Raw genomic sequence first — 26845 nt, 5'->3', positions numbered from 1 at the left:
TAGCGAGCCCCGCAGCATAGCGGCACCTGCCCTCAGGCAGGGGCAGGCCCCCAAAAAAAACGACAATCTGGTTTTCGCCCAAATACAGTGGGGCAGGCCCTCAACGGCTGCCCCACTGTCGTTTTTAGCGCTGGCAGGCGCATTGGGTAGGCATCAGGCTTTGCCCGTTGCCCAGCATGGGCCAAGCGTTGCCGCTGCCTTTTTGTTCGAAGAAGAAGGGCTTGCGTTTGCGGTCGTAGTTCCCTACTTCATTCATTGTGGCGGCATCGTAGAGGCGCCCGTTCACCATGGTATAACGGACCTGCTCTGAATTCCGGATGTCTTCGAGCGGGTTGGCGTCCAAGACGATCAAGTCGGCAAGCTTGCCCGGCTCTAAGCTGCCAATTTGGTGGCTCATGCCCAGGTAGTCCGCACCGTTGATGGTCGCGCACTTGAGCGCTTGGTGGTTGCTCATGCCGCCTTGTTGCAGCATCCAAAGCTCCCAGTGGGCGCCCAGCCCCTGCAGCTGCCCGTGCGCGCCTAAGTTGATGTCTACACCGGCCTGTTGTAGTTTGGCCAGCGACCTTGAGGTCAGGATATGGCCGTTTTCGTACTCCTCATCCGGGATCATAGTCCGGTGTCGGGCCCGGCTGTCCACTACTGCCCGGGGGGTAAAGCTTAGCAGGCGCTCTTTTTCCCAGACGTTGGTATGCTGGTACCAGTAGTACTCCCCGTTCACTCCCCCGTAATTCACAATAAGGGTAGGGGTATTGTGGGTTTCAGTCTGTGCCCAGAACTGCACCACGTCATCGTGCAGGGGCGCTACCGGGATGTTGTGCTCCACACCAGTGTGCCCATCGGCTACCATGCTCATGTTGTGGTAAAAGAATGAGCCGCCTTCTGGCACAACCAAGATGCCCAGCTCCCGTGCGGCCTGAATGACCTGCTGCCGCTGCTCCCGCCTTGGCTGATTGTAACTTTTTACGGAGAAAGCCCCAAATGCTTTGGTACGGCGGATGGCTGAGCGGGCATCTTCCAAGTTGTTGATCACCGCTTTGAAGTCGCCATCTGCACCATAAAGGATAGTGCCGGTGGAATAGAGGCGCGGGCCGGCCATTTCGCCGGCTTTGATCATCTCAGCGTGCGAGAATATCATCTCCGAATTGGAGGAAGGGTCGTGGGCGGTCGTTACCCCGTAAGCAAGGTTGGCATAGTAGTACCAATTTTGCTGTGGGCTCAGCCCATACCGGAAATCGCCCAGGTGGCCGTGTACGTCTACAATGCCAGGCATAATAGTCTTCCCTTTGCAGTCGATGATTTTTGCAGCTTTAGGGATGCGGACGTTTTTCCCGACAGCTGTTATGCTGTTGCCTTCTATGAGGATGCTGCCCTTTTCGATCACTTCATCCCCCTTCATCGTGATGATGCGGGCATTGGTGAAAGCGATCAGCCCTTCGGGGCGGTCGTACTCGAGCTCCAGGCCAATGCGCAGCCCGATGGTGTCCATAGGCGGTAGGCTGTCCAAGCTGCCTTCGAGGAAGGAGAAACGCTCTGTCAGGTCATCGCTAAAGAGCTCTTCGCCCAACGTCCAGTACAAGCGCTTGCTGTCTTTGGACCAGTGGATGTTGATGCCTGCATCTCTTGCGACTTGCGCGACGGGCACAGCTTTGGTATTGGAGCTCAGCCCTACCGGCTGCCCGGTGTGCGGCATAGGGGCTACATAGACTTTGTGCAGCTCTGACCAGGCTACCCATTTGTTGTCTGGGCTAGGGGAGAAGCGCTGTGCATACTTCCCATCAAAAAGCTTTTTGTCGTCGCTGCCATTGGGTTTGATGCTGTGGTAGGCTTTGGTAACGCTCCCAAAAAGGTAGCCTCCGGTCTGATAGAAAATCCGCGAACCATCTGCGCTGAACAGTGGGTACTCGCCCCTTGGGGTCACGAGTTGGGCTTTGCCCCCTTTAGCCGGGATGGTGTAAATGCCTGGCTCTGTGCAGTAAGCATAGCCCTGATGCCCATTGCCGCCCTCTTTGTGGTACACGAGGGTCTGCCCGTCTGGGGAGAAGGCGGGGGTGCGGTACATGCCCTTTTCGGTGGTCACAGCACGGGAGCTCCGGGTGTTGAGATCAAGGACGCGGATGGCGCCGAGCTCGTTGTCGTCCCAAGTTACATAGGCTAGGGACTGCCCATCAGGCGAGAAAGCCGGCTCAAACTCGAAGGCCCCATCGTTGGTCAGCCGCTCAGGTTTCCCATCGGGAAGGGTTTTCTGCCAAAGGTGCCCAACAGCGCTAAATACGATGGACTGCCCGTCCGGGGCAGTGACGGCATGACGGATGACCTTTGCGGTAAAGGTTTCCTCAAAGGCCTGGTTCTTGAAGGCGATGGTTTCCTGAAAGCGGTGCGGGGCTGTCGCCTTGAAAGGTATGGTTGTGGCTTTGCCCGTGGCCACTTCAATTTTTTTGATCTGCCCATTGGCCCAGATGACGATGTGCTGATCGTCGGGGGTCCAGTCAAAACCAGTATATACCCCAAAGATGGCCCAAGCTTCCTGTTGGTCTTTGCTCAGCCCATCGTAGAGCGGGTAGTTCTGCCCGCTCTCCAAGTCGTGCAGGAAGAGCACAGATTTTTCGCGTACGCGCTTGACGTAAGCCAGCTTTTTGCCATCATGCGAAGGCTGCGGCCGGCAGGCACCGCCTGGGCCAGTAATCAAGTTTTCGACCTTGCCTTCCTGCCGGTCATAGCGCCGAATGACGTAAATCTGGCTGTTGGGGTCTTTGTTGTACTGGAAGTACCCACCGGGGTACATGTCTTCGCTGAAGTAGACGTAGCGCCCGTCAGGGGAGACGGCGGGCTCGTTTACGTCCTGCTGATCATTCTTGCGCTCAGTAAGCTGAAAGCCCGAGCCGCCGGTTTTGTGGTACATCCACATTTCGCCTGCCCCCAGGGAGCGGGAAGAGGTAAAGTGCTTCCGGGCAATAAAATATTCCCCGTCCGGCATCCACACCGCATTGTTCAACAGGCGGAAGTCTTCCTGAGTCAGTTGTTTGGCCTCGCTGCCATCGGTATTCATGACCCAGATGTTGTCACCCCCGCCTGCATCAGAAGTGAAGAGGATTTGGCTACCGTCTGGGCTGAACCTGGGCTGAACTTCATAAGCCAGCCCGCTGCGGAGGAGGGCAGCTTCCCCACCTGCTATCGGCAGCGTATAGATATCGCCCATGAGGTCAAAGGCGATTGTTTGCCCGTCAGGGCTCACATCCAGGTTCATCCAGGTGCCTTCGGTAAAGGTCAGGTTGTGTGTGGTGTATGCCCCGGGCGGGTTGTTGACGTCCCAGTCGCTGTTGTCATCTTGAGCCCAGAGCGGCAAAGCCAGGCACAGAAAGGAAAAGAAAGCAAGATATCTCATGTATAATCGAATTTGGTTAGCCAAATAAGGTGGCAGGGCAGGAGCTATTGTTTTTCCCAGCTCCAAGTTATGGCGGCGGCTTTGTCCAGCATCAGTTTGACCGAGCAGAGCTTCTCCATGGAAAGGTTGACAGCCCGCTCCGCTTTGTTGTCGGCGATATCCCCGAAGAGGATGTAATGGACATGTATAGCGGTGAAGGGCGAAGGGGTCTGATCAGGCTCGCGCTCGCCGGTAACGATGATTTTGATGTTGTCGAGCGGCTGCCGTTGTTTGCGCAGGAGGCTGATGACGTCTATGGCGCTGCAACTGCCCAAGGAGGCCAGCAGCATTTGCATAGGCCGGAGCGCTTTGTTGTGCCCGCCGATGGCTGGCGAGCCGTCAGCTTCAACGGTGAGCCCGTCTTCATTGGCGGCTTGCAAGTGGAAGTCCTCGTCAAGCCGGGTGAGTTCTATTCGCATGTTTTGTCCAGGTTGAGTGTTTTGAAATGCAGTTTGCCCTCTGCCTGCGAAAGGCATGGTTTAAGAATTGCGTTGCCGAAGGTAGTGAATCCGGGGCAAATTCAAGGTGCGGCGCTGAGGCATAGCGAGGCGGCGCAAACCAGATTGTCGCTCTTTTGGCCTGCCCCTACCGTAAGGATGGGGGCCTGCCCCTGCCCGATGGCAGGTGCCGCTATGCTACGGGGCTCGCTATCCGCTCGGCCTTATCAGGCCTGCCGCCCCTTCGCAGCGCTAGGCCAATGCCAGGCTAGGGCCCCAAAAGCATAAACACCTGCGGCATTTTGGTTCACGCCCTAGCGAGGCGGCTTGGTTTTTTCCACAATAGCGGTTAACTTGTTAGCGAATATTCGCAAATATGCGGCTCCCTAACTTGGCAAATGACATCAATTATGACAGCTCCTACCTCTGATACCCTTTCGTTCAGCCCATTGTTTCAGCAGCAGCAGGCCCATCAGTACAAAGTGGCGCGGGCTACCGCCAAGGAACGCTCGCGCAAGCTCAGGCTGTTGGAAAAGGCAGTGCTGAGGTACCGGCCTGAGCTGCAGGAAGCACTGTGGGCTGATTTTCGCAAACCCAAAGCAGAAGTAGACCTTACCGAGGTGTATGCGGTGCTCTCCGAGATCCGGCACGCCCGCAAAAACCTGAAGCGCTGGATGAAGGCAGAGCGGGTGCCTACGCCCCTTCCCCTTTTGGGGAGCCGTTCGTGGATTGTGCGGGAGCCCAAGGGCGTCTGCCTCATTATCTCGCCGTGGAACTTCCCTTTCCAGCTGGCGATAGGCCCTTTGGTGTCTGCAATTGCAGCCGGCAACACCGTGGTCATCAAACCATCAGAGCACACCCCGGCCACAAGCGCTGTTATCCGGAAGGTGGTCGGAGCAGTATTCCCGGAAGAGGAGGCCGCGGTGGTGGAAGGCGGGGTAGAAACCGCAACGGCTCTGCTGAGCCTGCCCTTCAACCACATCTTCTTCACGGGGTCGCCCGGGGTGGGGAAGGTTGTGATGAAGGCTGCAGCCCGCCACCTGGCTTCTGTCACCTTGGAGCTGGGCGGCAAATCTCCGGTCATCGTGGATGAGACAGCTGATATCCAACTCGCAGCGAAGCGTATTGCCTGGGGGAAGTTCCTGAACAGCGGGCAGATCTGTATTGCGCCGGATTATGTGCTGGTGCACGAGAGCCGGGCAGCAGAGCTGGAGTCTGCGCTGACAGAAGCCATAGCACAGCTCTATGGGGCAGAGCCCTCTGCTTCGGCAGATTTGGGGCGTATGGTGAACCACAGCCACCTGCAGCGCGTGGCCGGCTACCTGGAGGACGCCCGTCAGCGCGGCGCGCGCATTGTAGCCGGGGGCAAGGTTGATGAAGAGCAGAAGTACATGGCCCCAACCATAGTATGCGGTGTGGACAGGGCTTCCGCCCTGATGCAAGAAGAGATTTTCGGCCCTGTGCTGCCTTTGCTCACCTTTGCCCGCCTGGAAGAAGCCATCGGATGGGTACAGCAAGGGGAAAAGCCTTTGGCGCTTTACTTGTACAGCCGGGATAAAAAGAACATCCGTGAGGTGGTCCGGGAAACGCGGGCGGGCGGGACTTGTGTCAACAATAATGATGTGCACTTTATGCACCCGGAGCTGCCGTTTGGGGGCAGCAACAATAGTGGGATCGGCAAAAGCCATGGCTGGTACGGGTTCGAAGCTTTTTCGAATGCCCGGCCGGTATATCAACAACTGCTCCCTGGGGCCTTGGAGCTGCTCAGCCCTCCATACACCTCCTGGAAGCAGCGGTTGATCGACCTTACCGTGAGATGGCTATAGCGTGACGCCACCATCTACGTTCAAGACGGCTCCATTGATGAAAGCCGCATCATCGGAGGCCAGGAATGCATAAGCGGCCGCAATTTCGGCCGGCTCGCCCAAGCGTGGCACCGGTGTTTTTTCTTTCAGCATGTCAATGACCTTTTCTGGTATGGTCAAGACCATTTCCGTGCCGATGAAGCCCGGGGCTACCGCATTGGCGGTGATGCCCTTGCGGCCAAACTCTTTGGCCCATACTTTGGTCATGCCGATGACGCCCGCCTTGGTCGCCACGTAGTTGGTCTGTCCGAAGTTGCCGTTGTGGGCTACTACAGAAGCTGCGCTCAGGATGCGCCCAAAGTTGCGCTCCAGCATATAAGGCAGTACGGCCTTGGTACAGTTGAACACCCCGGTCAGGTTGACGTCAATGACTTGCTGCCATTGGTCGGCAGTCATTTTTTTCATGGTGGCGTCCCGGGTGATGCCTGCGTTGTTGATGATGATGTCGATCTGGCCGAATGCTTCATTGACCGCTTTTGCGGCTGCCTCGCAGGCTTCCAGGCTTGAGGTATTGACAGCAAAAAAATGCCCGCCGAGCTCTTGGGCGAGCGCTTTGCCTTGGTCTTCGTTGATGTCCCAAATAGCTATTTTGGCCCCTTCTGAAGCGAAGCGGATTGCGGTGGCTTTGCCGATGCCCATTGCGCCACCGGTAATGATTGCGACCTTGCCTTCAAGTCCTTTCATAATTTAATTTTGATTTTCGGTTAGTTTTGGGCTTGTCAAATGACAAAATTGGTTTGGAAAGCCCGATTAGGATGTGTTTTTTTGCCGGAGGCTTGCTCCGGTTGTCCAAAAGTAGGCAAAAGGAAAGGGGGCGGCTCCTTACAATTGAGCCCTTGTTTCTTGACTTAAAGCACTTTTTGAACCAAGTTACTTGATAACTTTTTGTAAATAAGAGGTTTAGCAGTGTAAAATAGGCAGGTTGACCGCCTGAGGCCTATTGCGCTGCCTGTTTTATTTTGCGACCTTTACATATAGTTATCTAAATATTTTATTTTTAAAATCCTGACCAAATATGAGAGAAGTCTATATCGCATCCGCAGTGCGGACACCGCTCGGGAGCTTCGGCGGCGTATTCGCCAATGTCTCTGCTACAACCTTAGGTGCTGCAGCCATCAAGGGCGCCCTTGAAAAAGCAGGGATAGACCCCGCCCAAGTCGATGAAGTATTTATGGGCAACGTCTGTTCTGCCAACCTGGGGCAGGCGCCTGCCCGGCAGGCTGCACTTGGGGCCGGCATCCCCAACCTGGTGCCCTGCACCACCGTCAATAAGGTCTGCTCCTCTGGCGCCAAAGCCATCATGTTCGCTGCACAGTCGATTATGCTGGGGCATCAGGATGTGGTCATAGCCGGCGGCATGGAAAACATGAGTGCGATCCCTTACTATATGCCCAAAGCACGCTACGGTTACAAATATGGGCATGGGCAGCTGATCGATGGCCTGCTCAAGGATGGCCTCACGGATGCATATCAGCAAATGGCGATGGGCGTTTGCGCGGATGCGACCGCGAAAGAGTACAACATCAGCAGGGAAGAACAGGATGAGTTTGCTGTCATGTCCTACAAGCGTACTGCAGAGGCCACCGCTTCGGGAGCATTTGGAGGTGAGATCGTGCCGGTGCACGTGCCACAGCGCAAAGGGGACCCTATCGCAATCACAGAAGACGAGGAGTACAAGCGGGTGAAGTTTGAGAAAATCCCTGGCTTGCGCCCAGTTTTCACCAAGGATGGCACCGTCACCGCAGCAAATGCTTCTACCATCAATGACGGGGCTTCTGCCTTGGTACTGGTGAGCGAGGAGAAGCTCAAAGCGCTCAACCTGACGCCCTTGGCCAAGGTGGTCAGTTTTGCCGATGCGGCCCACGAGCCGGAGTGGTTCACTACCGCGCCGACGAAGGCAGCGCCTATCGCACTGAAGCGCGCAGGGCTCAGCCTGAGCGATATCGACTACTTTGAAGTCAATGAGGCTTTCGCTGTCGTTGCGCTGGCTTTCAACAAAGTCTTGGATATCGACGTTAGCAAGGTGAATGTTTTCGGTGGGGCTGTGTCTTTAGGCCATCCATTGGGGGCTAGCGGCGCCCGGATCGTCACCACCCTGAACAACGTCTTACAGCAGAAAAACGCCAAGCGCGGCTTGGCTGCGATCTGCAACGGCGGGGGCGGGGCTTCTTCCATTATTATCGAGAAAGTATAGCGCAAGCGTTATCATAAGTGTTAAGTAATCAATCAACGATTTCCGGCGGAGTGCTTAGGTGCTCCGCCTTTTTTATTGCTGATTATCAAGATACTGATTTTTTAAGTCAATGGTTGTGTTTTGGTTTATAAGTAATTGAATTATAATAAGTTATGTTGTTTTTCTTTCTAGAAGTGCTTTAAAGTCAGGTTAAATCATGTAGAAAAGCCTATTGATTGCAGGGAGGGCAGCCTGTACCTTTGGGATATTGTAAAGATAAATTTTCTTCCTCCTTAAAATCAAAGGTTATGGCTTCCACAAAATCTGCTTACGATCAAATCTTAGAAAACCAGGCCAAGTTGATGACCGTCATGTCTGATTACACCACTGCGGTAATGGATATGATGATGCCTAAAAAAGCATCCGCTGAGGAAACGATGGAGATGATGAACGAGTACATCTCCAAAACTACAGCGATGATGGAATCTATGGCTTCAAAAGAGCACATGGAAGCTTACCAGAAAGATTTCTGGAGCACTTTCACAGCTGATTATACCAAGAATATGGAAGCGGCTATGGACTTCTACAAGAGGTCTGCGGCTTACATGAAGCAGATGTGGTCTTCTGAGGCCATGGCCACACAGCAGGAGCGCGCGCAAAAGCTTTCGAGCCTTTACCAGTCTTCCCTCAAGGCATTTTACGATACAGCGAGAGACAATACCAAGGCTATGCAGGAGTATTTCTCTGCTAATTAGAACAGGGGCTTGCAGCTTCGCTAACCAGAAAAAACAAGAGTCATGAGCAATCATTTTGAGGCCCTGATGGAAGGGCAAAAGAAAGCAATGTCGTTTTGGGCACAATGGGCTGAACAAGCGGCCCAGCCTTTCCAGGCCAAGACAGATGACCCTGTCAAAGCAGGGCAGGAGCTCCTGCAAGACTGGTACGCCAAGCAGCAGGCTTTTTTTGCCCAAGCTATGCAGGCCAGCCCACAAGACACTATGGCCAAAGCGCCCGAGCATTTTCAACAATACATGGACATGCAAACGGATTTTGCCAAGAAGTGGGCAGGGCTCATGAAGTGGCCAGGCGGGGTATTGCCTACAACAGACAGCACCCGGTTCTTTACCGACGGCATGGCCAACTGGAAAAAATGGATGGAAGGCGGGCAGCAATGGATGAGCCGGGAGGTGATGGGCAAGCTGCCTTTCAATATGCAGCCCCACTATAGCGCTTATCTCGACAGCTACCAATTTTTGCACAAGTACTGGGAGCCCCTGCAGCAGCTGATGCGCAACGGGCTCACCGCCCCGGATATGGTCAGCAAGTATTTTTCGCCCGATGCCTATCAGACCCTGGTCAACCAAATGATGGGTTTCCGGCCGGTGGGCAATGTGAGCTCGGTCATGGATCAGGCGAGCGCTTGGTTTAGCAAAGCAGCAGCGCAGGTTAAAGCGCAGTGGTCAGAGATGGCCTCTGTGAGCGAGGCTTGGGGCAAGCAGGCACAGCAGGCTATGGGCACAGGGGAGCTGCCCTTTTTTGAAATGGCCGCTGAGTTCAACAACCGGCTCCGGGATCAGCTGGCGCCTTTCAACAATATTGCTGCGCAAGGCCGGCAGAATGAAATGAGCAAACTGCTGCAGGACATTCAGTTCGAATACATGGCTTTTATCCTGAAATCGGCAGAAATGCAGATGAAGGTTTACGAGAGCGGGCAGTTTGCCCTGCCGGATACCATCCGTTCCTTTGCGGAAAAAGCTAAAGCGGGGGATGCGCTCCCGGATTTCCAGGCTTTCTTCAGCCATTATGTCAATCAGTTGGAAGAGGCTATCCTGGAGGTACTGCACGGACAGGAATATTCTACCCTGCAGAGCGAGGTTTCAGCCTTGGCGACTCAGGTCAACTTCAAATCTGGCCGCCTGATGGAGCTGGCCTACGCGGATATGCCTTTCCTTACTCACAGTGACGGGGATGACATCGCCAAAGAAGCGAGCGCCTTGCGGCAGAAGGTGCGCAGCCTCGAACAGCGGCTTGCCGCCCTGGAAAAAACGACGGGGCAAGCTGCAGCAGCCCCCGAAAAACCGGCGGGCTCAAAAAAAAAATTGATGGATAAACTGGGCACTGCCTCCGTCAGCGATGCCGATGACCTCAAGCAGATCAAAGGGGTGGGGCCTAAATTAGAGGGCATGCTCAACGAGATTGGGATTTATACCTTCCGCCAGATTTCCAAAATGGGGGAGGAGGAATACCGGCTCATTGATGAAGCGCTAGGCGCTTTCCAAGGCCGGGCAAGCCGCGACAAATGGGCCAAACAAGCTCAGCAGTTGCTGAGGGCAGGCGCATGACTTGGGCGGGCGTAGACCAAAATGCCGCAGGTGTTTAAGCTTTCCGGGCTTTTGCCTGGCATCGGCCTAGCGCTGCGGAGGGGTTTAAGCCCGACAGGGCCGAGCGGATAGCGAGCCCCGTAGCATAGCGGCACCTGCCCGCTGGCAGGGGCAGGCTCCCTCCCGCGAAGCAGGCTGGGCAGCCTCCCCAGAAAAACGACAATCTGGTTTGCGCCGAATTGGGCTGGCCCAACGGCTGTATTCCAACTTCTATATGACAAACTTTCAAGGCTCAATCTTAAATTACTGCTTGCGCCTTCTTTAAACCAATAGCCATGAGCACAACCTCGAGCACAACCCTAAGCGAGCAGATGATCGGACAGGTCAATACAGCCTCCGACGCCCTGCAGAATATGAGCACTGTACATGATGTGGACATTGCCACTGCACCCCGTGAAACTGTATGGGAAGACGGCAAGGTGAAGCTGTACCGCTTCCGGAGGGATACGGAGCCCACTGCAAAAACGCCGGTCCTTGTAGCTTATGCTTTGGTCAACCGTTGGGAAATGATGGACCTGCAGCCCAACCGCAGCTTTATCCGGAAAATGCTGAGCGAAGGGCTCGATGTTTACCTCATTGATTGGGGGTACCCTTCGAAGGTAGACCGCTACAAGACCATGGAAGATTATATCTTGGGCAATATCGATGATTGCGTAAGCTACATCTGCAAAGCCCATCACATCTCCGCCGTTAACCTCTTGGGCGTTTGCCAGGGAGGGACCTTTAGCCTGATCTATTCTGCCCTCTTCCCAGAAAAGGTCAAGAACCTGGTCACCCTAGTCACCCCTGTAGATTTCGATAACGAAGAGGGGCTGCTATTCAAGTGGGCAAAGGATATGGACGTAGATGCTATTGTAGATGGCTTTGGCGGCATCATCCCTGGCGATTTCCTGAATACAGGCTTCGACCTGCTGAAGCCCATGAACAAGACCCGCAAGTATATGGCCATGCCGCAGACGATGGCCGATAAGGGGCGGATGATGAACTTCCTGCGCATGGAACATTGGGTAGCGGACAGCCCTGCACAGGCGGGGGAGACTTACCGCCGCTTTATCAAGGACATGTATCAGCACAACAAACTGATAAAAGGTGAATTTGAGCTGGGCGGCCGCACCGTCAGCCTCCGGTCTATCAATATGCCGGCATTGACGATCTATGCGAAAGATGATCACATTGTGCCACCGGCTACCACGACCCCGATCAACGATGAGATCAGCTCTACAGATAAAGAGCTGATGGAATTTCCTGGCGGGCACATCGGCGTTTTTGTGGGCGGGCGCTCGCAAAAACTGCTCACCCCTGCCATTGCCGAATGGCTGAAGGCACGGGACTGACAAGGCTACAATTTTTTTGGTAATACCTGGTTTTAATTTGGTTAGGGCTGAGCTGGCTGTACTCGATACAGCCAGCTCTCTTTGCTTACAAACGGTTGAGCCATTGCTCTGCCCACCAAATCTTTTCGCTGCTGCCAGGCCTGCCCGTTTCCTGTAGTGCCCGGTAATAGGCTGTCAGTGCGGATTTCAGGTTTTCCTGGCTGCCCAATCTCTGATGGAGCAGCGCTTTTTCTAGGAACAGCTCAGCGGGGAGCAAAGGGAACAGCTGTTCTGCTTCCTGCAGCATATTCAGGGCCTGTTGCAGGCCGTCCGTTTCGGCTGTGGTGTGGCGGGCAAGGGCAGAAAAGAGGAGGTAGTCTTCGCAGGTCATAGCACGGGCTTCCTGTTGGAGTGCGAGCAGCTGCCGGGCAATGCCATATTGCCCTTGGTGGAAATGCGCCCACGCAGTGAGGGTGCGTGCCAGCGCAGTTTGCTGCACAAAATAAGGCTGAGGAGGCGGTATGGCCTTGGAGCTGCCATTGGGCTGAAGGCTATTGATGCGTGGGAGAAGGGCAGGGAAGAGCTGTTCAGAGCCGCTGTTGGGCAGCCCCTCGCGGGCCTGATGGTGCTCGTGTATGCGCAAAAGAGCCCGGTGCAGGGCGTCTTCAGGTAAGTTGAGCTTATTCAGCACTGAAAGTGTGGCGTTATCAGCTTCCGTACGCTGAGGCGGGGTATACTCCATGCCGAGGCGGGAGACGACTGCGGCAGCGATGGTGTTGGACAGGAAGCTGACCGAACCGGTAAAATTGCCGAAAGCCAGAAAGTCGATGGGCGTAAATGTCCCGTTGCGGATAGATTCGGTTGCAGCCCAGGTCTCAACGGTTGCTGCGGCAAGGGTCGCCAGCCCGGCCCAGAAAGCGGCACGGGCTTCTTTCTGTTCGATAGCCCTGAAGTTGGATATCGCGTGGTCGAAGTAAATGTGAGCGATTTCATTGGCCAGTATGGCGATGAGCTCATCTTCGTGCTGCAGCGTGCTCAAAAGGCCTGTAGACAGGAAAATGCGCCCGTCGGCACAGGAAAGGGCAGCAGGCTCATGGTCTTTGAACAGTACCGTCCGCAAAATAGCTGGGTGGCGGCTGGGCAGGTTTTGGGGTGCAGCTTTTTGCAAAAGCCGGTTGAGGTAGTCTGAAAGGAAGGGGTCGTGGTGAGGCTCCAGGCTCTGGTAAAAACGCTCGTACTCTTCGTCCAGTTCTCTGCGCAGCTCAAAATCCCAGCCATGGCGCTCAAAAGCTTCTACCGCTGTGCTCTGAAGGTAGTGCAGCCGCCACAGCCCATCGAGGGAGAGCGCCTCCGTCTCGAATTCCAGTGCAGACAAGTCTTTCTGGGAAGCCAGGTAGAGCCCTTCCCCTGCTTTGACCCTGAATGGGGAGCCGGGATAGGCAGCCGACCGTTTCAGCTCTTCCCCGAGGAGGGTCAGGCGCTGGCCTTCTTCGAATTTTTGGATGTTATTCCCCATATCAGCCAGGCGTACCCGTTCCCTGACTGTGGCGGGGTACTCATAGCTGGGCTGGGCGTTTAGGCAGAGGGGGAGGAGGATGGCGAAAAGCAGGGTGGTTAAGTGTTTAGGCATGTTGTATTGTTTTATGGGTTCAAGCAGGAAAAGGGTGTAAGAGCGTTTTGGGACTTTAGTAATCGGTCTACCCCGCTAGACAGCGGGACACTTTTTCGCTTATACTTCGCCCCGAAAATCCTTCCCGCTTTTGTGCATCAAAAGCGGGGCTTGGCTGAACTCCGGTTTTCGGGTCTCGTCTAATCAAAAAATGGCTAGTTTTCGGCTAGTGGTCTGTCAAGGCTAAAACTAGGGGTTGCCTGTGGCGACTTTTGAGGCTACTCTTCGTTGGACAACCCCTTACGTAACGCTGCTATGCGCGGGAACATCCGCCTTGATTAGCCTCAAAATTCGCTCCCACTCAACCCATAAATTAACACTTGACAGACCACTAGAAGACCAAAATCCCAATACGCTCTAAACCAAAATGTGGCTTGCGTTCAGGCTTTCCGCGCTTTTGCCTGGCATTGGCCTAGCGCTGCGCAGGGGTGTAAGCCCGATAGGGCCGAGCGGACAGCGAGCCCCGGAGCATAGCGGCACCTGCCATCGGGCAGGGGCAGGCCCCTTCACATTGTGCAGAGGCAGACTTCAAAAAAACGGCAATCTGGTTTACGTCTCGTGAAAATAGCAAGTCTTTCCAATTCTTTCTGTTATCAAAACATTAAAAGCTGCCATTGGGCTGCGGTGCGCCGGCTTTATAAGGTTTCCTTCTTTTTTCCGAAATTCGCACCAATGAAGCCCGGGAACAGCCGGCTCTCGTGAAAAAGCCGTAAAGATTACTTCGCAACTACGCCAAATATAAACCAGATATGACAGATTTTCAACGTGCTATCCTTGAAGGCATCCCTGCAGAACTGCCCGCAGCCAAGCCCTATGACCCCAATGTGAGCCATGCGCCCAAGCGGGTGATCGACCAAGTGCTGAGCGGGGAGGAAAGGGCGCTGGCCCTGAAGAATGCCCTGCGCTATTTCCCGGCAGAACAGCACGAAGCCCTTGCCCCGGAGTTCGCTGCAGAACTGGAAGCCTATGGCCGGATCTATATGCACCGCTTCCGCCCAGATTACGAAATGTACGCCCGGCCCATTGATGAATATCCCCATCGGTCCCGGCAGGCTGCTGCCATTATGCTCATGGTGCAGAACAACCTGGACCCCAAAGTAGCTAAGCACCCCCACGAGCTCATCACTTATGGCGGCAACGGTGCGGTCTTTCAAAATTGGGCCCAATACCGCCTTACGATGAAATACCTGGCGGAAATGACCGACGAGCAAACGTTGGTCCTCTACTCTGGGCACCCGTTGGGGCTTTTCCCTTCCAATACCGAAGCGCCCCGCGTGGTAGTGACCAATGGCATGATGATCCCCAATTATTCGAAGAAGGAGGACTGGAACAAATACAATGCGCTGGGGGTGACATCCTACGGGCAAATGACAGCAGGGTCTTTTATGTACATCGGGCCACAAGGGATCGTGCACGGCACGACCATCACCCTGTTGAACGCAGGCCGTAAAATGGGGCTGGGCGAGGACAACCTGCGCGGCAAGGTCTTTGTGACCTCAGGCCTGGGGGGGATGTCTGGCGCTCAGACTATAGCGGCAGAAGTGACCGGGGCTGTAGGTGTAGTGGCAGAGATCGACCCCGACGCTGTACAGCAGCGGCTTACCGATGGCTACATCAAAGCGGAAAATGTGTTCACCAGCTTGGATGAGCTGATTGTGCGCATCGAAGAGGCAAGGCGGGGCAAGGAGGCTGTCGCCCTAGTGTACCAGGGCAATGTAGTAGACCTCTGGGAGCGCTTGGCCAAGGATGGCATCAAAGTGGAGCTCGGCTCCGACCAAACCTCCCTGCACAATATAGAAGGCCTGGGCTACACCCCTGTAGGCTATACTTTTGAGGAGGCTAAGGCTTTGATGGCCAAAGACGAGGTACGGTTTATGGCTGAAATCAGGGATACCCTCCGCCGGCATGTGCGCGCTATCAACACCCTCACGAGCAGGGGGATGTATTTTTGGGACTATGGCAATGCCTTCCTTAAAGAGGCCGGCAACTCTGGTGCTGATATTTGGATGGATGGCTCCAAAACCCGGTTCCGCTATCCGTCTTATGTGGAGGATATTATGGGCCCTATGTGCTTTGATTATGGGTTTGGGCCATTCCGCTGGGTCTGCTCCTCAGGCTCAGAAGAGGACTTGGCTGTAACGGACCGCCTGGCGGGAGAGGTGATAAAAGAAATGATGCAGGGGGCTCCGGCCGATATTCAGGCCCAATTGAGGGATAACCTGAATTGGATCGAGGCTGCGGGGGACAATATCCCGGTCGTGGGCTCTAAGTCGCGGATATTATATGCAGACGCAGAAGGGCGCACCCGGATTGCAGCGGCCTTCAACGAGGCGATTGGCAGCGGCGAAATATCAGCCCCTGTTATCCTCGGGCGCGACCACCACGATGTATCGGGTACGGATTCGCCCTTCCGGGAAACCGCCAATATTTACGATGGCTCTCAATTTACCGCTGACATGGCTGTCCATAACGTGATCGGCGATGCTTTCCGGGGAGCGACGTGGGTCTCCCTCCACAATGGGGGAGGCGTTGGCTGGGGAGAAGTCATCAACGGAGGCTTCGGGATGGTGCTCGATGGCACTGAAGATGCAGGCCGCCGCCTAAGGAGCATGCTCTTTTGGGATGTGAACAATGGGATTGCCCGGCGCAGCTGGGCGCGAAACCCGGGCGCCATGGCAGCCATCAAGCGGGCTATGGAGCAATACCCTGAGCTGAAAGTGACGCTGCCCAATCTGGCTGATGAGCGCTTGGTACAAGAAGCCCTACAAGGGCTGGGGCAGGAGCAGTAAGATTATCCATGTACGGGCGCTTGCCCGTCAATTTTGAAAATAGCAATTTATGGTAAGTATCATCATGGGGTCAGATTCTGACCTGCCCGTAATGCGGGATGCAGCGGATGTCCTGGCAGAGCTGGGCGTGGATTTTGAAGTGTCTATTGTTTCTGCCCACCGGACACCACAGCGGATGTTCGACTTCGCGCGCAATGCACATGGGCGGGGCGTGAAGGTGATCATTGCTGGTGCGGGCGGTGCTGCCCACTTGCCGGGCATGGTCGCCTCCCTTTCGCCTCTGCCTGTAATTGGCGTGCCGGTCAAATCTTCCAACTCTATAGACGGCTGGGACTCCGTCTTGTCTATACTGCAGATGCCCAATGGCGTGCCTGTGGCTACGGTCGCCCTCAATGCAGCAAAGAACGCCGGCATCCTTGCCGCTCAGATTTTAGGCGCGAATGATGTATCTTTACAAAGTAAAGTGGCAGCTTTTAAAGAAAACCTGGAACACGGGGTCCTTGAAAAAGCAGCCCGCTTAGAGGAGCAAGGTTATGCGAGCTACCGCAAACCTTGACTATACCCTCGCCCATTATGATTAACCTACTGCCTTACAGTACTATGAACTAACACCAACCATAAATCCAAGATTAAGGATATTGGTTGGTGAATCTGATTCACCGGAATGAGCCCCTGTTTGCTTTTGCAGGCAGGGGCTTTGTCTGTGCAGCCGCAAATAAAATGAGGAATAGTCTAAAAAAAGTGCTACTTTTATCATCTGTAGTGGGTTGACAGCCCACAATCCTCTTTCCCTTGCATAAAACAAAAAGACCTTAGCAGCTCACTGCTGAGTACTTTCCAGGTTTAGTACATAAAAAGAACTAGGACCTTCTGATGGAATCGCCATCAGAACATTTGTTATATGTCTTGCACCTAAAAACTAATTGTCTTATGCACCCCAACACAGGTTTTCACTTCCTTGCTAATCTCACGCTTCTCTCCTTATTTGATTTGATGCGCTATGGGTTTCAAAAAGGCTGAATGGCTCTTGTTTTAGCCCTTCCGCGAGCCTGCGGGCTATTTTTTGCTGTTTGGCTTAGAAGCTGAGCTCAAAAAATTAGGGTTGGAAATGGCTCATTCTCCCCATCCTGCTGCCTCGGCTATCGTGCTCATCAAATGCTACTGCAAACTTGTGCAGCATTGCTGCAAAAATAGCTTTCAAGCTTGTGCTCAAGCCCTGCTTGTAGCCAAACGGCCCAAACAAAGACCGCCTTACAGCATTTTGAGGCCCTACTGCTCGGCAGGGGAGGGCTTCTAGATACTGTGTAGGACGGTTTTAAAGCACACTAAGTGTATCACTGCCTATAACTGTAGGCAGGTTTGTTCACCTAAATTCCTGCTAGTATGGAACCATTTATTGGCCAGATTATGATGTTTGGGGGCAACTTTGCCATCCGGGGCTGGGCCCTTTGCGATGGGCAGCTGTTGCCTATTTCTTCCAATGAAGCCCTGTTCTCTATCTTGGGCACTACTTACGGCGGAGACGGCCGTACGACTTTTGCGCTGCCGGATATGCGCGGCAGGTTGCCAATGCACCAAGGGCAGGGCAGTGCTCTTTCCAGCCGCCCGCTTGGCGCAAAAGGAGGTTCGGAAACTACCACGCTCAACTCCACGAATCTGCCTGCACACGCCCACAGCCTTGATGCCGCCGCGATTGCACCGGGCTCCAACGACAAAGGGGCAGCTCTGGGCAACGCTCCCAATGGCAACTTCCTAGCCCAATCGGGCAGCATTGACCTTTACAGCAATACAGCGGGCACGGGGGCGATCCGTGGGCTAGATGGCCAAACCAGCCATACTGGCGGAAGCCAGCCGGTATGGATTGTACAGCCATTCCAAGTGATCAGTTTTCAAATCGCGTTATTCGGCATTTACCCTTCCCGGGCCTGATGCTTCACTTTTCTAATCACTAAATCCTGTTATCTATGGAACCATTTCTCGGTCAAATTATGATGTTCGGCGGCAACTTTGAAATCCGCGGCTGGGCATATTGCAACGGGCAATTGTTGGCGATTTCCTCCAATACAGCCCTCTTCTCTCTTCTAGGTACGATTTACGGCGGTGATGGCCGTACCACTTTTGCACTGCCGGATATGCGGGGCCGTTCCCCTATGCATTTTGGCCATGGGCCTGGCCTGTCCGACCGCAGGATAGGCTCTAGGGGAGGCGCAGAACAGCATACCATGAATATGGCAGAGATGCCTTCCCATGGTCATGGGCTGGGGGGCGCTTCTATCACTCCCGGCTCAAATGAGAAGGGCGCTACGGTGAGCAACACGCCCAATGGCAACTACCTGGCCAGTTCGGGCAGCATCGACCTTTATAGCAACACGCCGGGCAGCGGTAGCATCAAAGGCATCAGCGGGCAGACGGCAAATACCGGGGGGAATATCCCTTTCAATATTATGCAGCCTTACCTGGCCGTCAATTTCTTGATCGCATTGCAGGGTATCTTCCCATCGCGTAATTAAAAGCCAAGCCTGCCAGGCTGAGGCTTGGCAGGCTCAATTTCAAAATAGAGCCGAATGCATATTCCGCTACAAATACCAGAGGGCATGGTAGGGGAGTACGAGGTCGCTTCCTTCCAACAAGACGGGCGTGCTTACCAACGCCTGCTGTGCCGGGGGCAGGTCCTTATGGTCAATACTCCAGATATCGTGTCGGGTTTTGAAGACTTCCTTCAACGTGCAGAAGGCCGGGTGCACATCAACGGGCTGGGTATAGGCATGTGCTGCCAATACCTGCTCAGCAAGCCGGGGCTACAGCAGCTGACCGTATTGGAGTATGTGCCGGAAATTGTCGCGCTGGTTTCTCCAGCTTTCGAGCACGACCCGCGCTGTAAAATATTTCAGGCGGATGCCTTCGAATGGGAGCCCCCTGAAGGCGAGCGCTATGACTTTGTCTGGCACGACGTCTGGACGACCTACAGCGCCAGGAACCTGCCGCAAATGGCGGCGCTTTTCGCAAAATACAGGCCGGTAGCCAGCTGGCAGGGCGCATGGGGTCAGGCGCGCTGCGAAGCGCTGGCGCTACAGCAGGCTGCACGAACCTAAAATGCTAGATTATGCAGATTATTATCAAAACACCCCCGGGCGAGGTAGAACGGGCCCGGAAGTGGTGGGCTGGGCTAGAGGCACAGTGGAAAATGGCCTACAATGAAGCCGTTTATGGCAAAGGCCCAACCCTAGAGCCACCGCGTGAAGATGAGCTCATGCTGCTGCTCATTCAAGTGGATACCCTGCGTTTTGCGGGGCCTTTAGCCCCTCACCCCAATTTAAGCTTCGCCTTGACGAACCTCTCTGGGCTTATCCCCCTTTACCGCCTGACTTACCTCTCGGTCTCCAATATGCTGGTAGAAAGTCTAGAGCCCCTGCGCCGGCATACCAATTTGGAGCACCTTTTCGTCTACGATAACCGCTTGGGCAGCCTTGCGGGCATCGAAGGAATGAAAGGGCTGAAGGATTTGTATTGCCAAAACAACCGCATCACGAGCTTAGGCCCTATTTCCGGGCTGCATCAGCTGGAAAACCTATACGTTTCCGGAAACCCCCTGGAAAAGGTCGACGGGCTGGGCGCTGAGCATAAAGCTCAGTTAAAAAACTTTTACCTGCTGCCCTGCCCCGCTTTGCCTGATGAAGAGGTCATCCGGGTAGAGCATACCTTAGGCATCCGCTGTATGAAAGGATAGCCTAGTTCGAATAGCTGACATTAACTTGAAACTAACACAGTCATGAAACCCAAATTTGCCATGCACAGCGCACTCTACGCTGTGCTCTTGTATTTATCCGCTGCTGGCCTCGGTGCGTCCCCGCTTGTAGCTCAAGTAAGCACCGTAGAAGATTTTGAAAATGAAGCGAACCCTTCCACCATATTTGTAGAAGGGGGGCTCAATTTTTCCCTGAGCGGGAGCCTTGTCATCCGGTCTTGTGCAGCCTGTGGAAGCCAAGGCACGTCGGCCTACCTTGAGACCGACTTCAATGGAGCGCCTTACGCTGCCGGGCCGGTCGGGACGATTTTTGTCCCTGATGGGGAAGCCTTTGTCATGGAAGGGCTGGACCTCTTCCTGTCTACCAATGGGAATATCAACGACTCAGAGTCCGGCACTGTACGTTTTGTAGGTACCCGTGTAGACGGCACCACTGTGGCCGCCGAGCTAACGACACTCAATGACCCCCTTTATTCAGAGGGGCTGTCCTTTACGGGTACCCCTCTGGAAGGCGCACTGCTGTCTGCTCTGTCCATTGAGCTCATCGGCAGTGTGAATTATCTGGCTTTGGATAAGTTTGAGTTCTACTCTGCCCCTACCACCGGGGTGTCCTTTGCGGTTGAAGCTGTAATCTTGCCGGAAGGGCAGTCAGGCAATCAGCAATTTTCATTCCGAGTGAGCCGCAACTCCAACACCCAGGCTAACACGGTGACGGTGCAAACGGCCGATGGGACAGCCATTGCCGGTCAGGATTACACAAGCGCCGGGCCAACAACCCTCAGTTTTAGCGCGGGGGGGGCTTTTTCTCAAATTTTTAATGTCACAGTTTTTGGGGACGAAATCTTTGAACAGGATGAAATTTTCTACGTCAACTTATCGGCCCCTACGGGCGGGGCTTCCTTGTTGCTGCCACAAGGCAGAGGCGTCATACAGGGCGACGAAGAGGTGTGCGAAGATTTCGAAGGGGAATCCGGCAGTACCTTTTCCGAAGTACTGGCTTTCAGTGCAACGGGCTATACAACAGGCGACTTCGCAGGCTTCACCCGTTATATGGAAGGGGGGAGCGGAAGTTTTACCCTGACCACGCCAGACCGGAGCTTTATATTCACCCAAGCTGATTTTTGGACCTCCAGCGATTCTGGAAACTCTTTTTCTGGTGGGAATATTCAGATTGTGGGCACGCTCGCAGAAGGGGGGACGGTCGTTACTACGGTTACGACGGTAGCTCCTGGGGGCACAGACCCTGGCCTGCCCTACGACCGGATATCTTTGCAGGGCACATCCTTGGAAGGCCAGGCCCTCTCTAGCGTTGCGTTCAACCTACAGGGCGGGCTCAACTATGTGGCGATCGATAATTTCAAGTATGCAGAAGTAAAAGGCGCTCCAGAGGTGGCAGTACGAAGCAGCACCAATACACTGCTGGCTAATGGCGACAGCAATATCGCAATCGCAAGGGGCAACGACTTTGGCAGCGTCCCCCAAAGTGGAGGGGCTGCTACCTTGTCTTTCCAAATAGAAAATGCAGGCGAGCTGCCGTTGATTATTTCCAGTGTAGCTTCCAATAACCCGGGCTTTGCCATAAGCGGGCTTAGCGGGACGACTGTGCAACCGGCGGGCAGCGTTAGTTTTGAGGTTTCCTTTGACCCCGGGCCTGGAGATTGCGACAGTCCGCAGTCTGCAGTTATCGCTATCCAAAGCAATGACCCCAATGCCCCCACTTTCACCTTTCAGGTAGAAGCACAGCCCGAGGATGATATAGTGCCTATAGTGAACTGCCCGGGGAGTATCGGCCCCCTTGTGGCTAACAGCACGTGTATAGGAGTGGCCGGTGATTACACCGGGAATATTACAGCTTCTGATAATTGTGCCTCTAGCCTTAGCATCACACAGAGCCCCATCGCAGGAACGGAGCTTGCCCTTGGCTCCACGACGATGATCACGCTTACTGCAACGGATGACAACAACAACAGCGCAGATTGCCAGTACAGCCTGAGTGTAGTGGATACTACCCCGCCTGAGGTTTCGGGCTGCTCCGATATTGAAGTTGCTACAGACCCGGGAGCTTGCACCGCCATAGTGAATTTCGCAGTGTCTGCCGTCGACAACTGCTCCTCAGTGATGGTCTCCCAAACTCAGGGGCTGCCAAGTGGCAGTATATTCTCCTTGGGCATAACGCCCGTGACGATTGAATACCGTGACATGGCCTCCAACCTGAGCACTTGCACTTTTTCGGTAACGGTTGAGGATAATGCCCCTCCCGAGCTGGCTTGCCCCGGGCCCTTTGTCCACACTCCCAATGAAAATTGCGAGACGGTTGTGCCCGATGTGACCATTTTGGCAGGAGCAGTGATCAGCAGTAGCACCGCTGATTTTTCCGGCACACAGGGGCAAGGCAACTGGTCCTATGGGACTTACCCGGCTTTTGATGCGGGCAATTTCAGCTTGCTGCCCAACTACACCGGGTTTGTTTGGAACAGCCCAGGCAGCAACCTGGATTTTCCTCAGCTCGATCCTAACGGGGGGCATCCCAGCCTGGATAACCTCAATTGGGCAGTCCGGCGCTGGACGAGCCCATTTACCGGACAGGTAGCAGTATCAGGGTCCTTTTTCGATCGTGATGGCAACTGTGGCGATGGCGCGCATGTACGGATACTCAAAAATGGGGTACAGGAATACGAATACCTCAATATCCCGCTGGCCTCAGAAAATTATAGCTTTACCCTTGATGTGCAGGCGGGCGATGTACTGGATTTTGCCATCGACCCCAAGTTTGATGCCAGCTGTGACGACACCCATTTTGTTGCGGAAATCTCGGCGGTGACCGGGGCGACTGCTGTAGATAACTGTTCCAGTGCCACCTTGTCACAGATGCCTGCTGCTGGCACCGTTGTGTCGGGCAATACCTCCATCCGCCTCACGGCTTCGGATGCCTTAGGGAATGAAACCTTCTGCGACATCAGCCTTAATTTGCTGGACGAAGAGCCGCCGACAGCTTCTTGCAAGAACTTTACCCTTGAGCTGGATGCTATTGGGCAAGGTGTTCTGTTAGCGGGGGATATCAATGATGGCTCCTCTGATAACTGCGGTATTGGCAGTCTTTCATCCTCCCCAGCTTTGTTTACCTGTGCGGATATTGGCATGGTGACAGTTGCCCTGACCGTAACCGATGTGAACGGCAACTCGAGCAGCTGCCAGGCTACGGTGACGGTGGTAGATCATGTGAACCCAACGGCCCTTTGCCAGCCGCAGACGGTTTTTTTGGACGGCACGGGCGCCGGCAGCCTTACGGCCAATGATATAGACAACGGCTCTGGCGACGCCTGCGGCCTTTCAGGTTTGTCATTAGATATCAGCAGCTTTGGCTGCGCAGACGTGGGCGCAAATACGGTAGAGCTGACCGCAACGGACGTGAACGGGAACTCGAGCAGCTGCCAGGCTACGGTGACGGTGCTGGACACCATCAGCCCAACCGCTTTATGCCAGCCGCAGACGGTCTTTTTGGACGGCACGGGCGCCGGCAGCCTTACGGCCAATGATATAGACAACGGCTCTGGCGACGCCTGCGGCCTTTCAGGTTTGTCACTAGATATCAGCAGCTTTGGCTGCGCAGACGTGGGCGCGAATACGGTAGAGCTGACCGCAACGGACGTGAACGGCAACTCGAATAGCTGCCAGGCTACAGTGACGGTGCTGGACACCATCAGCCCAACGGCCCTTTGCCAGCCGCAGACGGTTTTTTTGGACGGCACGGGCGCAGGCAGCCTTACGGCCAATGATATAGACAACGGCTCTGGCGACGCCTGCGGCCTTTCAGGTTTGTCACTAGATATCAGCAGCTTTGGCTGCGCAGACGTGGGCGAGAATACGGTAGAGCTGACCGCAACGGACGTGAACGGCAACTCGAACAGCTGCCAGGCTACGGTGACGGTGCTGGACACCATCAGCCCAACCGCCTTGTGTGCTATAGGCATAGAGATCGCCCTTGACGAGAATGGGGAAGCGGTCATCATGGCTAGTGATGTTGATGGCGGCTCTTTTGACAATTGTGGCATTGGGTTTAGCACAGTGCAGCCCAATATGGTGGCTTGCAATGATGCAGGCAGCTTGGCTGTTGAGCTAACGGTACAAGACCAAAATGGCAATCAGAGCAGCTGTCAGGCCAATGTGATGGTAGTAGACAACGCACCGCCCGTTGCCAATTGCAGGGACATTTCCGTCGAGCTGAACGCAAACGGAGAAGCACAGATTACTGCAGCTCAGATAGACAATGGCTCTACAGACAACTGCGGGGTACAAATGCGTGCCTTGGATCAGGAACAGTTCAGCTGCTTCGATCTTGGGCAGCAAAACGTGATGCTAACGGTCACAGACGCTGCCATGAACAGCAGTACTTGCAACGCCACAGTAACCGTACAGAATACGGCCTTCCCCGCCGCGTGCGATCTGCTTTCCTTATCCATACAAGGCACAAGTGAGGCCGGCTCTCCGGAAAGCGGGGACGGCAGTGCAGGCAACGAGCGCGAAATGCTGATTGGTGAAATTGTTACCTTCCGGTATACACTCAACATTCCGGAAGGCACCGAAGGGGCGATGGCTATCGCTACGGCTTTGCCCCAAGGGCTGTCTTACCTGCCGGGCACTGTCCAATTTAGTACAGTGGCCGATAACAGCCTCCTGTTTAATTCCAATGTGGTGGCGGGCAGCCCGCTCATTTTTGAACTATCAGATATACAGAACAACGATAGCGATGCTAATGCGGAAGCCATCGAGGTCACTTTTGACGCCTTTGTGGAAAACATCCCTGCCATCAATGCAGGGTCTACGCTGTCTGTTCAGGGAGAGCTGTCAGTTGGCGGTGCGCCTTTTAGCAGTTCGGAGCCAAGGGCGCTTAGGGTTGGAGAGCCCAATCTGCAGATGCTGTTGTTTCAGCTGGACGATTATGCTGGGGGGGCTGTGACGGAGGGCGACGCCGGAGATGAATATGTGTATACTGTACGTTTGGAGAATACGGGCAGCGCACCAGCTTACGATGTGGCCTTAGAGGGCATGATGCCACAAGAGTTTGCCGAACAGTATGGAGCGATTATTACGACAGGGCCTGCCGGTAGTGGCTTTACCTATGATACTGGTGCCGGGCTCTGGAATTTCAGTTGGAATGAGATTGGTGCCGGGCAATCGGTATCTGCTACCATACGGTTTAGGGTGAAAGGGACGGTCAGGCCCGGGGACGCCTGGGCAGGCACTATTGATGTTGCCTATACGTCCCTCCCGGGTGTCAATACAGGAGAGCGCAACGGCTCCGATGGGCCTGGTGGCGCGCTCAACGACTATGCTGTAAGCGGGCCCCTGCCCACCTTTACAGTCCCCGAACCTGAAGTCGCTAAGCAGGTCGAGCATCCCAGCCAAGTGCCAGTCGCAGATTTTTTTGGCGGCAGCTACTCCGATAGCTCATCTGACCCCACGACCAACATCGCACGGTTCAACCCTGCAGTAATGGAGGCCGCTATTGGGGAGACCTTCAGCTATCTTGTTACTGCTACCTTCCCGGAAGGTGTGACGGCTGATTTTACCATGATCGACTTGGTATCGCCCAATGGCCATACGGGCGGTTTACAGAACAGAGTGCTCGATATGCTGAGTGCAGAGGTCATCTTTGTCGGCAGTAACCTCTCCGGGCCAGGGATCGAACCCTTGGGCACCCTGTTTCTTGTAGAAGATTCCAACCCTTCAGATGGGGATGGCACTCGTACGCAGCTATGGCTTGGCGGAGGCCGGGATGTTGTCAATACCGCAGATAATGTGGAGGATGATAATGACCGCTATATTATCCGAATCACAGTACGGGTAGATGATGAGGACGAAGCCGGAGGAGGTGCAGACGATGTGCCCAATGTGTCCAATAGCGATGGCAACACGGCAGGAAATCGTTTACAGTATCAGTGGCTCAACTCCGATGAAACTCAGTTTACGCGTAATATCGTTGCGCCGGTAGAAATCGCAGAGCCGGCCATTGCGCTGGAGAAGGAAGTGATATCAACAAATGGGCTAGGGAGCATAGTCAATGGCAACCTTGAAGATGCTTTCCCCGGGGATGAAGTCACTTTTAGGATCACGGTTGGAAATAATGGCAATGCAACCGCTTACGATTGGGGGATATCCGAAACCTTGGATACGGCAGCTCTTCAGATTGCTAATGTCTCTTCGGTCAATACCAACAGTACTTCAGGGGTTTTAAATGGGATGTTCTTTGTAAATATCGACGCACTTGAACCGGGCGAAAGCGCCACGATTACAGTAGAAGCCGTCATTAAGCCTACCGTAGCCCTCGGCGGTACTTACGTAAATGCGGCAAATGCCATTGCCAAGTCACAGCCTAGCAATGGAATGGACATCCGGTTGTATAATGCTAGTTCACAGGCTTCGGTTTCAATTATTGATTGCTTGGTGTCTATTGCCGAAGTGATGGTGACAGATGAGGGCTGCCCCGGTGCGGAAGATGGCATCATTATGGTCTCTGCCAGCAGTACGACGGGCAATGATTTAACCTACGCCCTGACGGGGCCTGCTTCTGCTACAAACAGTACAGGCTTATTTGATGATTTGCCTTCAGGCGAATACAGTGTTACGGTCTCAGATGATGGCGTTGCAGGATGTGATGCGTCCCAAATGAATATCATCATAGCTGCTGGGGTGGACAACGTAGCGCCAACGGCCATATGCCAGAACGCGGTAGTACAGCTGGATGCGGACGGCATGGGCAGCGTCACGGCATCGGATATCGACAACGGCTCTACAGACGCCTGCGGCATAGCGAGCCTGATGCTGGATGTGACGGCTTTCGGCTGCGCTGAGGTGGGCATGAACACAGTGACGCTGACGGTGACAGACGAGAACAGCAACGTCAGCATGTGCACCGCGACGGTCACGGTAGAGGACAACGTAGCGCCAACGGCCATATGCCAGAACGCGGTAGTACAGCTGGATGCGGACGGCATGGGCAGCATCACGGCATCGGATATCGACAACGGCTCTACAGACGCCTGCGGCATATC

Annotated in this window: 16 protein-coding genes; 12 read left to right on the top strand and 4 right to left on the bottom strand. The window is 54.5% G+C overall.

The features are described 5' to 3' along the window. Positions 1 to 124: 124 nt before the first annotated feature. Both FRY97_RS19365 and FRY97_RS19360 read right to left on the bottom strand, forming a co-directional pair. A complete protein-coding gene (locus FRY97_RS19365; protein ID WP_147169227.1) occupies positions 125 to 3382 on the bottom strand; it encodes an amidohydrolase family protein in 3258 nt (1085 codons plus the stop codon). 44 nt (positions 3383 to 3426) lie between these two features. Further along, a complete protein-coding gene (locus FRY97_RS19360) occupies positions 3427 to 3840 on the bottom strand; it encodes an OsmC family protein (RefSeq protein ID WP_147169225.1) in 414 nt (137 codons plus the stop codon). 428 nt (positions 3841 to 4268) lie between these two features. On the opposite strand from FRY97_RS19360, the gene FRY97_RS19355 reads away from it, so the two are divergent. After that, the gene (locus FRY97_RS19355) at positions 4269 to 5684 is read left to right on the top strand and encodes an aldehyde dehydrogenase family protein (RefSeq protein ID WP_211356926.1); all 1416 of its coding nucleotides are present in this window, start codon (positions 4269 to 4271) and stop codon (positions 5682 to 5684) included. On the opposite strand, the gene FRY97_RS19350 is transcribed toward FRY97_RS19355, so the two are convergent. After that, positions 5679 to 6407 (bottom strand): beta-ketoacyl-ACP reductase, encoded by a 729-nt coding sequence (locus FRY97_RS19350; RefSeq protein ID WP_147169223.1) that lies wholly within the window; start codon positions 6405 to 6407, stop codon positions 5679 to 5681. The genes FRY97_RS19355 and FRY97_RS19350 overlap by 6 nt on opposite strands. A gap of 331 nt (positions 6408 to 6738) precedes the next feature. Here FRY97_RS19350 and FRY97_RS19345 point away from each other — a divergent pair, with 331 nt between their 5' ends. The 4 genes from FRY97_RS19345 to phaC all read left to right on the top strand — a co-directional run bounded on the left by FRY97_RS19345 (position 6739) and on the right by phaC (position 11611). Beyond that, on the top strand, positions 6739 to 7917 hold the full coding sequence (locus tag FRY97_RS19345; protein ID WP_147169222.1) for an acetyl-CoA C-acyltransferase: 1179 nt from the start codon (positions 6739 to 6741) through the stop codon (positions 7915 to 7917). Between the two features lie 287 nt (positions 7918 to 8204). Further along, positions 8205 to 8651, top strand: coding sequence for a hypothetical protein (locus tag FRY97_RS19340; RefSeq protein ID WP_147169221.1), 447 nt, complete (start codon positions 8205 to 8207; stop codon positions 8649 to 8651). Positions 8652 to 8693: 42 nt separating this feature from the next. After that, positions 8694 to 10238: a poly(R)-hydroxyalkanoic acid synthase subunit PhaE gene (locus tag FRY97_RS19335; protein ID WP_147169220.1), complete on the top strand. Its 1545-nt coding sequence runs from the start codon at positions 8694 to 8696 to the stop codon at positions 10236 to 10238. Positions 10239 to 10552: 314 nt separating this feature from the next. Continuing rightward, complete coding sequence (gene phaC, locus FRY97_RS19330; protein ID WP_147169219.1) at positions 10553 to 11611, top strand: class III poly(R)-hydroxyalkanoic acid synthase subunit PhaC; 1059 nt, start codon at positions 10553 to 10555, stop codon at positions 11609 to 11611. 85 nt (positions 11612 to 11696) lie between these two features. Here the strand turns inward: phaC and FRY97_RS19325 are convergent, their stop codons facing one another. Beyond that, positions 11697 to 13220, bottom strand: coding sequence for a M48 family metalloprotease (locus tag FRY97_RS19325; protein ID WP_147169218.1), 1524 nt, complete (start codon positions 13218 to 13220; stop codon positions 11697 to 11699). Between the two features lie 788 nt (positions 13221 to 14008). On the opposite strand from FRY97_RS19325, the gene FRY97_RS19320 reads away from it, so the two are divergent. The 7 genes from FRY97_RS19320 to FRY97_RS19290 form a co-directional block, all read left to right on the top strand. Continuing rightward, positions 14009 to 16048, top strand: a complete 2040-nt coding sequence (locus FRY97_RS19320) for a urocanate hydratase (RefSeq protein ID WP_147169217.1) — start codon at positions 14009 to 14011, stop codon at positions 16046 to 16048. Between the two features lie 49 nt (positions 16049 to 16097). Then, entirely contained in the window at positions 16098 to 16604 is a 507-nt protein-coding gene (gene purE, locus FRY97_RS19315; RefSeq protein ID WP_147169216.1) for a 5-(carboxyamino)imidazole ribonucleotide mutase, read from the top strand. Positions 16605 to 17431: 827 nt separating this feature from the next. After that, positions 17432 to 17977, top strand: coding sequence for a phage tail protein (locus tag FRY97_RS19310; protein WP_147169215.1), 546 nt, complete (start codon positions 17432 to 17434; stop codon positions 17975 to 17977). A gap of 35 nt (positions 17978 to 18012) precedes the next feature. Beyond that, positions 18013 to 18558, top strand: a complete 546-nt coding sequence (locus FRY97_RS19305; RefSeq protein WP_147169214.1) for a phage tail protein — start codon at positions 18013 to 18015, stop codon at positions 18556 to 18558. 54 nt (positions 18559 to 18612) lie between these two features. After that, positions 18613 to 19140, top strand: a complete 528-nt coding sequence (locus FRY97_RS19300; protein ID WP_147169213.1) for a hypothetical protein — start codon at positions 18613 to 18615, stop codon at positions 19138 to 19140. Positions 19141 to 19151: 11 nt separating this feature from the next. Next, positions 19152 to 19775, top strand: a complete 624-nt coding sequence (locus tag FRY97_RS19295) for a leucine-rich repeat domain-containing protein (protein ID WP_147169212.1) — start codon at positions 19152 to 19154, stop codon at positions 19773 to 19775. Between the two features lie 42 nt (positions 19776 to 19817). Continuing rightward, positions 19818 to 26845 (top strand): HYR domain-containing protein (locus tag FRY97_RS19290; protein ID WP_147169211.1); only part of this gene is annotated, 7028 nt, incomplete at its 3' end.

The sequence above is a fragment of the Phaeodactylibacter luteus genome (assembly GCF_007993045.1).
In the GTDB taxonomy this organism is placed as follows: domain Bacteria; phylum Bacteroidota; class Bacteroidia; order Chitinophagales; family Saprospiraceae; genus Phaeodactylibacter; species Phaeodactylibacter luteus.
Note: the sequence above shows the minus strand (reverse complement) of the source record. Positions and strands in the feature narration are given on the sequence as shown.